The following is a 16,153-nucleotide window of genomic DNA, read 5'->3' on the forward strand; positions in this document are numbered from 1 at the left end:
TATTCACGGGAGGAATACCTTCCCGTGATATATATAATATCTGTATTTTATTTAACCACCGCCAAAAGATACAATTCCGGCTTTTCAAATATCACTTCAAATGAATGATGCAAAGGAATTGTATTCAGCATGGTATATAAAAATTATTTAACTTCCAGGACGACAGGGAATATACCTGTTAAATCCCGGATCTCTGTACTCAGAATTGCCCTTTATACCGCACTCCCTCTTTTTCTGGCACAGGGAATTCCTCCGGCAATGGCGGCCTCTGCGCCGGTAAAAGCAAACAGCGGAGCGACCCTGCTCACAACCACGTCTTTCGATGGCACCGACACATTATTCCAGCCTGCAGAAAGCCTTACCGATCCCACGGGTACTGCCGTCATTATTACGGGTGACGGGAATACCTTCGAAATGGTACGGCCTTCACCGTCAGACAGCGAAAGCATTGTGCCTGAAATAACCGGAAAAAATGGTATTTTATTTGAGGGGAATAATTCAACACTTAATAACACTGTAAGTATTACTACAACCGGAACAGAATTTGCCGGTGATGATTATTCTGTACGAATGAACGGTAGCGGAACGGTCAATAATAGTGAGTCTGGTTATATTGAATCTCAGTCCGATGCTGTCTATCTCAAGGAATTTTCAATCGTAAATAACAGCGGCACAATAAAAGCGTCCAATCCTGACAAACCACGCACAGCGGTTTATTTTTATAACGGCGGCCACTATAACAGTACCGAAGGTAGCGTGGTGAACAGCACCGGCTACGGTGTGATATTCAACTCAGCAGCAGACGGCGATCCGCAAAGCCAGATACTCAATTCCGGACTCATCTCAGGTAAAACCGGCGGTGTGGTAGGCAGGGGAAATGCCAATGGGGTGATAATCAACCAGGCCGGAGGCACGATATCTTCTGAACTGGATTCAGGCATCCTGATTTCTGACACTGCCAGTTTCGATATCACCAATTACGGCACCCTCTCAGGGAAAGAAGCAGCGGTTAATTTCTCAGGCACTGGCAGCAATTCCCTGACACTTAGCACCGGATCCGTGCTCAACGGCGACGTTATCAGCAGCACAGCAGACACCAATACCCTGGTGCTTTATGAAACCGGATCTGAGGATGCCAATTTTACCGGCACGTCGGCCGGCACTGGCTTTAAAACGCTGACGATGAACGGTAATGACTGGGCATTGTCCGGTGATATCAACCTTACCGGCAGCGATGAATCAACATTGTTGGTTAACCACGGACAACTGACCCTGAGTGGCAATGTCACCTCGGCGGGAAATGCCCTCATCAATAGCGGCGGGGGATTACTGGTTGAGGCTACCGGCTCCCTGACCGCACCTGAAGTAAATGTCGCGCAAGGTGCCTGGTTTGCTTCACAAGGGAATGTTACGGGTGACATTAATAACAGCGGAACGGTGATGGCCTATAACGCCCTGCCCGGTAAAGCATCAGTCACCGCTGGCACAACAACGTTGCAGGGAAACATGAACAATGCCGGCACACTGTTGCTGGGCGGCGGCCAGGTAGGTAATCGCTATGTCATTACCGGCGATTATACGGGCGATAACGGAACCGTAGTGATGAACAGCGAACTGGGCGATGATGCATCACTGACTGACACACTGGTGATCGGAGGTAACAGCTACGGACAATCTTCCCTGACCGTCAATAATATCGGTGGAATGGGCGCTGAAAGCCTGCAAGGCATGGAAGTCATCAGTGTAGAAGGCACTTCTGACGGGCAGTTCTCGCTGGCGAACCGCGCGGTTGCCGGGGCATATGAATATAACCTGTTCCAGAATACCCAGAATGGCGACTGGTATCTGAGTTCGGCAACCACGCCGGAACCGGATCCCACCCCGGAGCCCGACCCTACGCCCGATCCCGATCCTACGCCTGAGCCTGATCCAATTCCTGATCCCACCCCGGATCCCATTCCTGACCCCACGCCTGAGCCGACGCCGGACCCGACACCGGCACCTTCGCTCTATCGCCCTGAAACCGGTGCTTATCTCGGTAACCAGCTGGCTGCGCAGCGTATGTTCACGTTGCAGCAGCATGATCGCGGTACTGCACAAAAAAGTGAGGACGGGCGGGCCTGGCTGTTCATTCACAGCGATGCGACTGAGCTTAATGCGGCGGGCGGCGATTTATCCCTGGATATCAACAGTACCGCACTGCAACTGGGAACTGAGCTTCTTACCGGCGATACGGCCAGTGGTGGCCAGTATCAGTTAGGCATCATGGCAGGTGTTGGCGAAAGCAGGACTCAATCGCAAGCAGAGGGCAACCACTACGGCGCAACGGGTAAAGTAAGCGGTTATAGCGTGGGGACCTATGCGACCTGGTATCAGGATGCGCAGCACCAAAAAGGCTGGTATGTAGACAGCTGGGCACACTATGCCTGGTATGACAACAGCGTACAGGGCGACCAGCTGGACAAAGAAAACTACCGCAGCCAGGGGATCCAGACTTCACTGGAAACAGGGTATCTGCTGGCTTTCGGCCAGTCAGCAACCCGTGAATGGACGGTTGAGCCTCAGGCGCAGGTTATCTATAACCGCTATGACAGTGAAAACCACACCGAAACCAACGGTAGCCGTATCACCGGCGGCAGTGATGATGCATTGCAAAGTCGCGCGGCTATTCGCTTATCTAACCGTAGCAGCAATGACCGCAGCGCACTGGTTCCTTATGTAGAAGTGAATTGGGAAAATGGCCAGTATGCAGATTCTCTGACCTTTAACGGCGATACCCTCAGCAGCGATGTCCCGGAAAACCGCTATGGATTGCGGATGGGTCTCAGCGGAAAAGCGTCAGAAAACATACAGGTCTGGGGTCAGGCGGGTGCCTCTGCCGGTGAAAATGATTACAGCAACTATCAGGCCGCTGTCGGTTTAAAAGTGAATTTTTAAGACGATATCAGCTGATTTCAGGGCACTCACCGGAGTGCCCTTTTTTATTATTGTGCCTGCTTTCTCAGCAGATAAATAAAGTACGGTGCGCCGATAAACGTCGCCAGCAAACCAGCGGGGATCTGATCCGGGAAGATGATCATACGTCCGCACCAGTCAGCAAAGATCATCAGCAACCCGCCCAGCACGCTGGCGACCATCCACTGCGGGAGCGCCCTGCGAAATCCCATCATACGCGCCATATGCGGTGCCATCAGCCCGACAAAACTCAGCGGTCCGACCGTCAGCGTCGCCGCTGCCGTCATCACCGCCGCCAGCAGTAAGATCGCCACGCGGGTGGGCGTCAGCGCCACTCCGACCGATTTCGCCGTCACGCTACCCAGTGGCAGAATATTGATCCAGCGGCGGCAGAATGGCACAAGAACCATCAGCACCCCGGCCAGGATCAGCGTGCGCCACGCCGCTTGTGCAGAAACGGAATAGGTTGAACCGGAAAGCCAGGTCAGCAAGCCGCCCATGCGCGGATCGCCGCTCGCCAGCAGCAACGTCATCAGCGTGGTGAATGCGGTACTCAGCGCGATACCGGTCAGTAACATACGTTCGGCCGAAAAACTTCTCAGCCCCGAGGCGACCATAATCACCAGCAGCGTCAGCGCCGCACCGGCCGTGCCCGCCGGCAACAGCCATACAAAGGCATCGCCCGGCACGATAAACATCATCACCACCACACCCGTCGCCGCACCGGAGCTGATCCCCAGCACTTCCGGGCTGGCCATCGCATTACCGGTCAGTTTTTGAATCAGCACACCGGATGACGCCAGCATCACGCCTGCCGCCAACGCTGCCAGCACGCGCGGTAACCGCCACGGCAACAACGCCTGCAGGTCGGCACCGGTTGACCAGCTCCAGCCGGTGGCGTTACGTCCGGCCATCAGCGCAACCATCAGGCCGAAGAACAACACGGTCAGTGCCAGTGACACCCAGCGCACCAGATGCTGACGTTCATCGGGCACATGGTCGCCCTGATTCATCGGCGGCGGTACCATGTTATTACGCAGACGCGGCAGCAGCCATAACAGCAGCGGCGCACCCACCAGCGCCGTCGCGGCACCGGTCGGAATTTCCATCCAGAATGTGGTGATGGTTTGCATCACCTGATCGGTAAACCAGAGCAGCAACGCACCGATCACCGGCGCCATGACCAGCCGTACAGCCAGTCGACGTGCGCCCAACATTTTTGCCAGAAGCGGTGCAAACAGGCCAATAAAGCCGATAATCCCCACCGCATTAACCAGTTGCGCACTCATCAGAATCGCCAGCGTCAGCACAGCAAGACGCGCCGCTGACAGCCCGAGGCCGAGATTTTTGGCAACACCGTCATCCAGCCCCAGCAACGTCATCGGACGCTGCAACAAAAATGCCAGCAGCCAGACGATAATCACACGTGGCAGCAGGAAACTCGCCACATCCCAGTCCTGCTGGTTCAGCGCACCACTGCTCCACATGTACAAACTTTGCAGATTCTGATAGTTGAAAATGCCGATCAGGCCGTTCACCGCACTGCAATATAAGCCGAGCACCAGACCGGCGAGGATCAGCGTGACCGGTGACATGCGTTTGCCCCAGGCAATACCGAACACCAGTGCACCGATAACCACCGCGCCCGTCATGGCGGCAAACTGCTGGGTGATCATTCCGCCCGGCAGCGCCCACAAAGTGGCCACCGTCAGACCGAGCTGTGCGCCCGCCGAGACACCGAGTGTTGCGGGTTCCGCCAGCGGATTGCGCAACACCTGCTGGAACAGCAAACCGACCAGTCCCAGCCCGGCTCCCGCCAGCAAGGCCACGACGACACGCGGCAGCAAACTGTAATGAAAAAGCATCTGCTGAACATTGTCGATATCAGGATGCCATAGCGCGCCGCGCCACTGCGCATAAGGCAGTTGCTGATGCAGGTTGTAGATACTGAGCGCACCGGCGGCCAGCGTCAGGAGAATCAGCAGGAGCAGCGAAACGCTGAGCGCACGGCGATTCATACCGGTTTCCTCAGGGTTCGGGTTAACGTCTTGCAGAAGTGCATCGCGCTGAAGGTTGCGCCGTAATACCACACGGCGGGCACGATGCTGAACTGATCCGCACGTACGAACGGCATGGATTTCCACAGCGGCGTTTTCGCCACGGCATCCATCATATCGGTGTTGTCATGTTCGAAACACAATACGCGGGCATTTTTAATGCTGGCCAGGCGCTCAACGCCCACCGATACGCTGCCCCAGAAGCTGCCTTCCCCCGCCCAGGCGTTAGTCAGCCCGAGTTCGCCCATCACTTCATGGAACATGCTGCCTACGCCAAACACCAGAACGTGGCGCGTATCAATGAAGGTGATTAACAGCAGCGGCTGATGCGCGACCGGCTTCAGTTGCTCGCGGGTTTGCGTCAGCGTGTTGCGGTACAACTGCAAATGCGTTTCGGCGCGATCCTGTAACCCGAGGGTATCGGCCAGTTTATGCAGAGAACTGATGGCCAGATTTAGCGGTTTCGCCGAACCGTCATTGGCTTTAACGCCCAGCACCGGCGCAATCGTTTCGAGCTGACGGGTGGTCGGGCCATAACCGGAAGTGATCAGCAACAGCCAGGGTTTCAGTTGCTGAATAAGTTCCATATTAGGTTCGGTACGCTGACCGACATCAATCACGCCCGGAGCCAGCGTCGGTTCAACAACCCAGGTGTTGTAATTACGAATATCTGCAATCGCCAGCGGCATCACGCCGAGTGCGATCAGCAACTCGGCAGGCAACCATTCAAGGGCAATAATCCGGCTGAGATCAGGACGCGATGCCGACAGTGCCGGCAGTGAGGTCAGCAACGGGGAAAGCGCCATCATCTGCAACAGACGGCGACGGGTTAATCCGGAAAAGTTTGAAATATCAGACATATCAGTATACGAAGCTCACCGGCGCACCACCCGCAGGATGCGGCAGGATTCCCATCGGAATACCATAAATTTGTTCAAGCACATCGCCGCGCATCATCTCTTGCGGCGCGCCCTGTGCAATCATTTCGCCACCGCGCAAAGCCATCAGCTGATCGCAATAACGTGCGGCCATGTTCAGGTCATGCAGCACCGCGATCACCGTTAAGCCTTTTTCACGGCTCAGACGCTGGATCAACGCCAGCACGTCTTTCTGATGGGCAATATCCAGCGCAGAAGTCGGTTCATCGAGCAGCAGGCAACGGCTGTCCTGCGCCACCATCATTGCCAGCCAGGCGCGCTGACGTTCGCCGCCGGAGAGGCTGTCTACCAGACGCCGGGCAAACGGTTTGAGGCCGACCAGTGCAATAGCTTCTTCAACCTTTTCTTTGTCCTGAGGCTTGAAACGCCCCAGTGCGCCGTGCCAGGGATAGCGGCCAATCGCCACCAGTTCCTGTACGGTCATACCTTCTGCGGCAGGAAGCTGCTGCGGCAGGTAGGCAACCTGACGCGCAAAGGCTTTACTGTCCCACTGTGCCAGTGGCGTTTCATTGAGATAAATCGTTCCGGATGTCGCAGACTGATGCCGCCCGAGCATTTTAAGTAACGTCGACTTTCCCGACCCGTTATGACCAATCAGTCCACACACTTTTCCTTGTGGAAAAGTCAGCGACAGTGGCGCCAGCAGCGTTCTCCCCGGCACGGTAAAGCTGACATCTTGCAGGCGAAATACGCTGTCTGGCAGCGGGGAAGAAGGATGTACGTTGTTATCAGGCATAAGATTTTCTACGTCGACATCTGGTTGAGAACAGGAAACGGGCACGACCAGCGTGCCCGGATTTGACCACGTCACTGCTACCGATACCCTAAATAATTCTGGTTGCAGATGCGTTGACGGGTATCAGAAGCGGAATGTGGCCGTTGCGACCACCTGACGATCCGAGCCCCAGTAACAGGCATAATCGCGGTAGCAACTGGCGACATATTCACGATCCAGCAGGTTGTTGATGTTCAGACCAACAGAAGAACCCGGCATACCGAAACGACCCAGATCGTATTTCACCGTAGCATCGACCAGCGTATAGGACGAGACGTTGAATGCCTCATTCTCTCTGGATGCATTCACGCCGTTTGCGGTGTAGAAGCTGGAGCTGGCACCGACATAGCGCACGCCGGAGCCCACTGTCAGGCCGCTGAGCGCGGTTTCGTGGAAGGTGTAATCCGCCCACAAAGACGCCATATTTGCCGGCACTTCAACAGGACGCTTGCCTTCGAAATTGGTGTCATGCGTGTATTTTGCATCGGTGTAAGTGTAAGACGCCGTGACGTTGATGTTGGCATTCACCGCGGCTTTGGCTTCCAGTTCCACACCGCGCGAACGGATTTCACCGGACTGAACGCTAAAGGCCGCGTCAGACGGATTGGCTGTCAGGTTTTTGTCTTTTGTCAGCTGGTATACCGCGGCCGTCAGGCTGACCGGACGATCGTTCGGGATGTATTTGATCCCGGCTTCGTACTGCTTACCCATTGAAGGATCGAAAGGCTGACCTTGCTTGGTCGCGCCTGCCGTTGGCTCAAACGACTCGCTGTAGCTGAAGTATGGAGAAATACCATTGTCGAACAGGTAGTTCAGACCACCACGCCAGGTAAACTGCTGGTCGTTAATCTGCGATGCGCTGTTGGTAGTGCGGGTGTAGGTTGAGCTTTTCGCAAAATCGTAACGGCCACCGACGGTCAGGATCCACTTGTTCCATTCCGCCTGATCCTGCGCGTACAGGCCGGTTTGTTCCTGACGGTTGAGGAGCTTATACGGGAAATAGAGCGAAACATTGCCGTTACCGTATTGCGGATTGGCCAGGTTCAGATTACTTGCGCTGCCGTAATCGGCATTAATGTCATTACGCATACGCATGTAATCGACACCCACCAGCACGGTGTGACCGACATCGCCGGTGCCGAATTTAGCCTGAGCCTGTGTATCGACATCAAAGTTCGCCAGCTTCTCTTTGGACTGAACATAGCTGCGGGTAATGTTACCGTTACCGAGGTAGCCGAAGCCGTAAACCGATTTATATTCCGTATCGAGTTTGGTGTAACGCAGGTTCTGGCGAACCGTCCAGGTATCATCAAACTGATGGGCGAAGCTGTAACCGACCATTTTCTGGTTACGGGACATGCGATTACCCGCTTCACCTTCGTTGAAGTCTGTCGGTAATTTATGCGCTTTTCCATTGGCGTCGTAATACGGCACCACAGTCCCTTCACGAGGTAACCATCCGTAGAATCCGGCATCCGGATCGTTCTGGAAATTGCTCAGGAAGGTGAAGTCAGTTTTATCATCAGGACGCCATGAGAAAGACGGCGCGATTGAATAGCGTTTCTCTTTTGCCATTTCCTGCTGCGCATCCTGACTGCGCGCCACGCCGGTCAGACGGTAAGAATAGACGCCTGCATCATCGATAGCATCGCTGAAATCAAAACCGGTCTGGAACAGGTTATCGGTACCCATTTTGAACTGCACTTCTTTCAGCGGTTCAGTCGTCGGGCGTTTGCTGACCATGCTGACGACACCGCCAGGGTTGCTCTTACCGTACAAAACGGAAGACGGCCCGCGCAGCACTTCAACGCGCTCCAGCATGTACGGATCCATCGACACTTCGGAATAGTTATCCCCCTGAAGTTTGATGCCATCGAGATACTGGTTAGTGTTGACCGAGGTGAAGCCACGGATGGCCATGGCGTCAATAGTGTTAGAGCTGCCACGACTGGCAAAGACGCCCGGCGTATAGCCCAGCGCCTCTTTCACGGTCCCTGGCTGCTTCATGTCCATTTCTTCGCGGGTGACCACGGAAACAGATTGTGGTGTCTTCACCAGCGGCGTGTCAGTTTTCGTGCCGGTTGCGCTGTGTTTCGCAGCGATAGTGGCCGCCGGCCCCCATGCCGATTCTGGCGCCGCTTCAGCCGTTGCCTGGCTGGTCACGTTGATGGTGTCTTCTTTCGCAGGCGCGGTGGTGGCTGCACCGGCATAAAACGCGGCAGAGCCGAGCGCAGCGGCGATAGTTAAAGCTAACGTCCGGCGCCTGAATGCGCCTTGTCGGACTGAGGTTGAAAGCGAACGTTGAGAAACCATTGCATAATCTCTGGAGGAGTAATGGGAATGTAAACGATAATTATTATTATAACCGTCGCATATTATGCTCAATGCTTGCGCGGCTGCAAGCCTATTTAATGTATAGATTGCCCGAACGAATAAAAAATATCCCCATGTTAAACAGGGGTAAAAACTCTTATAAATTAAACGGGAATGAATGTGGCGTATTTGCAGAAGATGTAAAACGCGGCGGGTTAATTTGAGTGAGAATAACAAATAAAAAAGGCGCAACTTTCATTGCGCCTTTGAGGTTTATGGAATTAATTCCCTGAGCCGAACATATCCTTGATCCAACCCGCAACGCCGTTACTGTCTTTCTTCTCATCCTGCGGCTGTTGCTGCCCGGATTGTTGTTGCTGCTGGATTTGTTGCTGTTGCTGGATCTGTTGCTGTTGTTGCTGAACAGCAGTCACAGACGCCTGGCACATGGCGTCAGGCGAATCGGTCCAGACCGGGATTGAACGCACTGCACCACTTCCGCCCAACAGGCCACCGCTGTTGCCACAGACAAAGTTACCGCTGCCATCAATATTCATCGTACTGATGCCTTCAGGCATTTGCAGATCCAGTGGCTGAGGTGTGCCGTTTTCCAGATAGCGTCCGTAAAGCACCAGCGCACCGGTGGACCCCCACAGTTTGGACGGACCATTGTTATCACGACCTACCCAGGTGATCGCCACCTGGTTACCATCGATGCCGGCAAACCAGCTGTCACGCAGTTCGTTCGAGGTACCGGTTTTCGCTGCCAGATGCAGTTTCGGGAATTTATTCGCCAGGGCGCGTGAGGTCCCTTCCTGCACCACCTGTTGCATGGCATACAACGTCAGATATGCAGCCTGCGGCGGGATCACCCGTACCGCCTGCGGGAAGCTCTGATAGAGCACCGTGCCGTCTTCAGCAATCACCGAGCGCACCGCAGACAGTGGCGCTTTATTGCCGCCGCTGGCTATGGTCTGGTATTCCTGCGCGACTTCCATCGGCGTCAGGGCAATCGCACCCAGCAGCATGGATGGCGTCTGGTTCAGCGATTCTTTCGGGATGCCCAAATCAATCAGCGTTTTGGTGATGTTGTCGAGGCCAACGGCCATCCCCAGATTAACTGTCGGGACGTTCATTGAACGCGCCAGGGCATCCACCAGCAGAACCTGGCCCCGGAACTGATGGTCATCGTTTTTCGGCGACCATGTCTGGCCGTTCGCCAGTTTCAGCGTCAGCGGCTGGTCAGCCAGAATGGTGTTCAGACGGTATTTATCCGGCTGAGATAACGCGGTCAGGTAGGTCGCCGGTTTAGCCAGCGAGCCGACCTGACGTCGCGCCTGCATGGCACGGTTAAAGCCCGCGAACTGCGTTTCCGCGCCGCCGACCATCGCCCGCACCTCACCGGTATAGCGGTCAACCACCACCATCGCCGTCTCGATATCATTCAGACCGCTTTTCTTACGCAGTAACGGAATGCCTTCCTCGACCGCTTTTTCCGCCGCATCCTGAGAAATCGGATCCAGCGTGGTGAAGATTTTCACCCCGGACATGTCCTGAACTTTATCGCCCAGTTTGGCCTGCAGTTCCTGACGCACCATCTGCATAAATGCTGGCTGCGGCGAAATCACCCCGCCTTTCGGCTGCACACCCAGCGGGCGGGCGCTCAGCATGTCATACAGTTCCTGATCGATAACTTTCTGCTCAACCAGTAAACGCAGCACCAGATTACGACGTTGCAACGCCATCTGCGGGTTACGCCACGGGTTATACAGCGAGGCACCTTTTACCATACCCACCAGCAAGGCCTGCTGATCGAGGCTCAGTTCATTCACCGGACGGCCAAAGTAATACAGGCTCGCCAGCGGGAAACCGCGGATCTGATCGGACCCGCTCTGACCGAGATATACTTCGTTCAGATACAGCTCGAGAATGCGGTCCTTGCTGTAATCCGCATCAAGCAGGATGGCCATCACCGCTTCACGCGCTTTACGACTCAGCGAACGTTCGTTGGTCAGGAACAGGTTCTTCACCAGCTGTTGTGTCAGTGTTGAACCGCCCTGTACCGCGTGACCCGCGGTCAGGTTAGCCACCACGGCACGACCAATGGAATAGAAGTTGATACCATCATGCTCGTAGAAATGGCGGTCTTCCGTGGCCAGCAGCGTATCGACCAGCAAATCCGGGAAGCCGGAACGCGGCACGAACAGACGCTGTTCCCCGTTGGCATTCGACGCCTGCAACATGGTGATCAGACGCGGATCAAGGCGAAACAGCCCGAAATCACGCTGGTTATCCAGGTTTTTAATCTCTGAAAGGCTGCTGCCGTCAAACATCAGGCGGGCGTTGACCTGCCCTTCTTTCCCTTCCGGGAAATCAAACGGGCGGCGCAGCAAATCAATGTAATTCGCGTGAACCGTAAACTCGCCCGGGCGGGTGATGCGCGTGACTTCGCGATACTGCGTGCCTTCCAGCAACCCGACCATTTCAGCTTTGCTGATTTGCATGTCCGGCTCAAGATTGACCTGACGGCCATACACCGCCGCAGGTAACTGCCAGACTTTGCCGCCATCAATACGGTCATGAATTTGCTTGTTGAGATAAACCGCGTAAATCCCCAGCAAAATCAGGAAGACGACAAACAGTTTGACTAACAACCAGAACAGCCAGCGCTTCTTGCTTTTCTTCCCGCCTTTGTTGGCTTTACGTGGCGGGGCTTTACGACTCATGCGCGACCCCCGTTCTGCTTCGTCATCATCATCCTCATACTCGTCATCGATTTCCTCTTCGTATTCTTCGTAGTCGTCATCCCGGCGGCTACGGCGAACGGGACGAGCCCGCGCAGGCTTGCGCCCGGCAGGTTTACCTTTACGGCCAATCGGCTCGCGATCATCGCCAGACATTAGTCATTCTCCCAACGCGCTGCTGTGTTCGTCATAATGATTCTGCTTAGCTGAGTCATTTTCATTTTTGATTTCAAAAAACACGTTATTTCAAAAGGATAGATTATCGTGCCTGAAGTTCAGGCAGCAAGGCGCTTACTCTGTGCCCCGCTTTACATTTCGCCCAGAAGAAATGTCTGAAAAAAAGGGGTTCTCTGTACATTTCTTCATGGCGCAGAAGCCTTTTTGGTGCGCCGCGTCGGCAGCGCCTCCGCCGGATTGTCCGGCCACGGATGTTTCGGGTAACGCCCTTTCATTTCTTTCTGCACCTCACGGTACGAACCCTGCCAGAATGCCGCCAGATCGGCGGTGATTTGCAACGGCCGCTGCGCCGGTGACAGCAGTTCCAGCACCACCGCAATACGCCCTTCCGCCAGTTGCGGGCTGCGCTGTTCGCCGAACATCTCCTGCATTCTCACCGAGAGTGCCGGGGGCTGGTCTGCATGATAACGGATTGGCAGACGACTGCCAGTCGGTACGGTGTAATGTGTCGGCAACGCGCTGTCCAGACGCTGACGTTGTTGCCAGTCAAGCAATCTTAACAAAGCCTCATGTAAATCAACCTGTTGCAATGATTTTAATGAGCGAACACCCTGTAAAGACGGCTGTAACCAGCGTTCTAAATTGTCGAGCAATGCCTGCTCGTCAACCGCCGGCCAGCCTGCTTCCGGCAGCCATTTTGCGGCGCAGATCAGACGCAGGCGCAATTGCTCCGCGGCCACAGACCAGTTCAGCGCCTGCAAACCTTGTGTGCGGATCCAGCCGATCAGCGCCTGTTGCAGCTCTTCATCGTCCGGCTTTGCCAGCGGATTGGCTTTCAGCACCAGACGCCCGATCTGCCAGCGTCGCCAGGCACGCAGTGTGCCTTTTTCTTCATCCCATTCCACCGCTGTCTGCTCTTTCACAATTGCGGGCAGGTGCGACGGCAGTTGCGTGATATCCAGCGCCATTGCCAGCAAAATGCGGGCATCCGGGCTGTTGTTACCCTGCAATAACTGCGGGGCAACTAACCACGGCGAACGGGTCAGTCCGTCATCCTGCGGCAAAGACGCGCCCAGCCCGTTCGCCAGTAAATAGCGGCCATCGTCGCCGCGCCGCTGTGCGATACGGTCACTGAACGCCTGCGCCAGTAACCACGGCGCGAGTGCGATATCCGGTTCACCACTTTTCGCGCCGGTGCGCTGCGACAGTTGCTTTGCCCGCCGCTGCCAGTTGCCTTGCGGGCGGCTGAACCAGTAATCCATATCCGGCAATCCGCCGCGTGGCGGTTCTTCGAGCATCGCGGCCAGCAGCGCCGCCGTGGCCAGCGCTTCAGGACTTTGTGCGGCGGCAGAAATCAGCATCGCGGCCAGTCGCGGCTCGCAGCCGAGTTGAGCCATACGTTGCCCGGCAGCGGTGAGCTTGCCTTGTGCATCGGTCGCGCCGAGCTGCTGTAACAGATTTTTTGCGGCAGACAGCGCGGCAGCGGGCGGCGTATCCAGCCACTGTAGCTGTGCCGGATCCTGACAGCCCCACTGCAATAACTCCAGCCAGAAGCTGCTCAGGTCGCTTTGCAGCATTTCGGCTTCCGCCTGCTGACTGGCGCGTTCAGCCTGATCTTTGCTGAATAAATGCCAGCACAGGCCCGGCGCCAGACGCCCTGCACGACCCGCACGTTGGGTCATCGAGGCCTGGCTGACTCGTTGCGTCACCAGCCGTGTCAGGCCGCTACGCGGGTCAAATTGGGCGCTGCGCTCCAGGCCGCTGTCGACCACCAGACGGATCCCTTCGATGGTCAGACTGGTTTCGGCAATGTTCGTCGCCAGCACCACTTTACGGCGTCCGGCAGGCGAAGGCTGGATGGCTTTTTGCTGCTGTTCTAATGACAGCGCGCCGTACAGCGGACAGAGATCGACATCCTGCGCCAGTCTGCCCGTCAGCAGGTTTTGTACACGGGTGATTTCCGCTACGCCCGGCAAAAACAGCAGCATGGAGCCATGATTTTCGTCCATCAGACGGCTGACAACACGCGCCACCCCCTCGTCCAGCCGTTCATGCGAAGCCAGGGAAAGATACTGGCGATCCACCGGGAAACTGCGGCCTGCGGATTCAATCACCGGCGCATCCGGCAGCAAATCCGATAAACGCAGGTTATCGAGCGTAGCCGACATTATCAGGATCTTTAAATCGTCGCGCAGGGCATTTTGCACATCGAGTAACAATGCCAGCGCCAGGTCGGCCTGCAAACTGCGCTCATGAAATTCATCGAGGATCACCATCGACACACCGGTCAGTTCGGGATCAGCCTGTACCCTGCGGGTGAGAATACCTTCGGTCACCACTTCAAGGCGGGTCGCCGCGCTGGTTTTGCTTTCAGCACGCATGCTATATCCCACCGTCTGCCCCGGCGTTTCGCCCAGTTGCTGTGCCAGGCGAAAGGCGACGTTTTTCGCTGCCAGACGGCGCGGTTCAAGCAACAGGATCTTGCCCGGCAGGTTAGCCTGTTTCAGCAACTGCAACGGCAGCCAGGTCGATTTACCGGCGCCGGTCGGAGCCAGCAGCAGGATTTGCGGCGCCTGTTGCAATGCGGCTAAAAGCGGTTCGAGTACGGCGCTGACCGGCAAAGAAGTCAATGAATTCTCCATGAGAGTTAACTTTGAACGGCGGGCATTGTAGCATTTAGCCCCACATCCGGCATGTTGCCGTGATTTGTCTTCACAGGAAACACTATGTCTGCCGAACGCCGCCTGTTTTTCGCCTTATCATTGCCCGCAAAAATGCAAAAGCAGGTAATTGCATGGCGTGCGGACAACTTCCCGCCAGAAACCGGCCGCCCCGTCGCTGCCGCCAGCCTGCACATTACGCTGGCATTTTTAGGCGAAATCAGTGATCTGAAAGCCCGGGCGCTGACCAGTGTTGCCGGGCGTATTCAGGCGCAAAAATTCAGCCTGCAACTGGATGATATCGGCCACTGGCCGGGGTCCGGCGTGGTGTGGATCGGCACAAAGCGCGCACCGAATGCGCTGTTGCAACTGGCCTCCGTATTGCGATCACACGCAGCACGCAACGGGTGTTATCAGAGTACCCTGCCGTTTCATCCCCATGTGTCGCTGTATCGCAGCGCGACCCGTCCGGTCGCTATTCCTCCGGCCACGCCCGGCTGGCAACTGGACGCCACCGGATTCAGTTTGTACGAATCCCTGTTTGAGCGGGGACGCACCCGTTACCACAGCCTGCAAACCTGGCCGCTGTGCGATACACAGGAAAGCTGATCTTTTTTAGCACTCTCTTTCACAAGAGCCATTCACACGGAAACTTTCATGGACTTCGAGCCTGCGCTTCAATCTGCCACGCTGATCAAACGTTACAAACGGTTTCTCGCCGACGTGATTACGCCAGACGGCACGGAACTGACCTTACATTGCGCCAACACCGGCGCGATGACCGGTTGTGCAACACCCGGCGACACCGTCTGGTATTCCACTTCGGACAATCTCAAACGCAAATATCCGCACAGCTGGGAACTGACCGAAACCCAACAAAAACACTGGATTTGCGTGAATACGCTGCGGGCCAATCAGCTGGTACGCGAAGCGATCAATGAACAGCGAATACCGGAATTATCCGGTTACAGTAAATTAATGACCGAAGTAAAATACGGCGCCGAAAACAGCCGTATAGACTTGATGTTACAGGCAGAAAATCAACCTGACTGCTATATTGAAGTGAAATCTGTCACGTTGTTGCAGGAGGGGCTGGGATTCTTCCCCGATGCAGTCACACTGCGCGGTCAGAAGCATTTACGCGAGTTACAGTCAATGGCAGAGCAAGGGCAGCGGGCAGTACTTTTCTTCGCTGTTTTACATTCAGGTATTGAAAGCGTATCCGCTGCACACCATATTGATCCGCGTTATACCGATTTACTGAAGTATGTACAAAACAAGGGTGTTGAAGTGATGTGCTACGGTGCTGAACTTTCTGCTGAGGGTATCCGCCTCACAAAAAGAGTACCGCTGCTGACACTGTCAATCAGTGAACATAAAACGTTCGGATAACCCTGTAATACCCTGTCGGCGGCATAAAAAACCGGTCGCGAATACGCTTTTCCTCACAGGCTTGTCAAGCACCTGCGAGGAATAATTGCCAACCTCGTTGCCTTCTGTTATTTATAGCGGCCTGATTTTTTCCCCCGTTGGG

General features: G+C 55.4%; 9 protein-coding genes. 3 read left to right on the plus strand and 6 right to left on the minus strand.

What is annotated here, in order from left to right:
• The first annotated feature begins 258 nt into the window (after positions 1-258).
• Positions 259-2,937, plus strand: a complete 2,679-nt coding sequence (locus J1781_RS06750; RefSeq protein WP_217233367.1) for an autotransporter family protein — start codon at positions 259-261, stop codon at positions 2,935-2,937.
• A 47-nt stretch (positions 2,938-2,984) separates the two neighbouring features.
• On the opposite strand, the gene fhuB is transcribed toward J1781_RS06750, so the two are convergent.
• The 6 genes from fhuB to hrpB form a co-directional block, all read right to left on the minus strand.
• On the minus strand, positions 2,985-4,973 hold the full coding sequence (gene fhuB, locus J1781_RS06755; protein WP_217233368.1) for a Fe(3+)-hydroxamate ABC transporter permease FhuB: 1,989 nt from the start codon (positions 4,971-4,973) through the stop codon (positions 2,985-2,987).
• Complete coding sequence (gene fhuD / locus J1781_RS06760) at positions 4,970-5,872, minus strand: Fe(3+)-hydroxamate ABC transporter substrate-binding protein FhuD (protein WP_217233369.1); 903 nt, start codon at positions 5,870-5,872, stop codon at positions 4,970-4,972. Before fhuD ends, fhuB begins: the two co-directional genes overlap by 4 nt.
• Before the next feature lies 1 nt (position 5,873).
• Positions 5,874-6,686, minus strand: a complete 813-nt coding sequence (fhuC, locus tag J1781_RS06765; protein WP_129953327.1) for a Fe3+-hydroxamate ABC transporter ATP-binding protein FhuC — start codon at positions 6,684-6,686, stop codon at positions 5,874-5,876.
• Between the two features lie 123 nt (positions 6,687-6,809).
• Positions 6,810-9,038: a ferrichrome porin FhuA gene (gene fhuA / locus J1781_RS06770; protein WP_129991346.1), complete on the minus strand. Its 2,229-nt coding sequence runs from the start codon at positions 9,036-9,038 to the stop codon at positions 6,810-6,812.
• A 281-nt stretch (positions 9,039-9,319) separates the two neighbouring features.
• Entirely contained in the window at positions 9,320-11,938 is a 2,619-nt protein-coding gene (gene mrcB, locus J1781_RS06775) for a bifunctional glycosyl transferase/transpeptidase (protein ID WP_129953134.1), read from the minus strand.
• Positions 11,939-12,144: 206 nt separating this feature from the next.
• The gene (hrpB, locus tag J1781_RS06780) at positions 12,145-14,601 is read right to left on the minus strand and encodes an ATP-dependent helicase HrpB (protein ID WP_238483289.1); all 2,457 of its coding nucleotides are present in this window, start codon (positions 14,599-14,601) and stop codon (positions 12,145-12,147) included.
• An 84-nt stretch (positions 14,602-14,685) separates the two neighbouring features.
• Here hrpB and thpR point away from each other — a divergent pair, with 84 nt between their 5' ends.
• Positions 14,686-15,228: an RNA 2',3'-cyclic phosphodiesterase gene (thpR, locus tag J1781_RS06785; RefSeq protein WP_217158282.1), complete on the plus strand. Its 543-nt coding sequence runs from the start codon at positions 14,686-14,688 to the stop codon at positions 15,226-15,228.
• A 48-nt stretch (positions 15,229-15,276) separates the two neighbouring features.
• On the plus strand, positions 15,277-16,011 hold the full coding sequence (gene sfsA, locus J1781_RS06790; protein WP_129953136.1) for a DNA/RNA nuclease SfsA: 735 nt from the start codon (positions 15,277-15,279) through the stop codon (positions 16,009-16,011).
• Positions 16,012-16,153: the final 142 nt, after the last annotated feature.

It is taken from the genome of Rahnella perminowiae (genome assembly GCF_019049695.1).
Lineage (GTDB): Bacteria > Pseudomonadota > Gammaproteobacteria > Enterobacterales > Enterobacteriaceae > Rahnella > Rahnella perminowiae.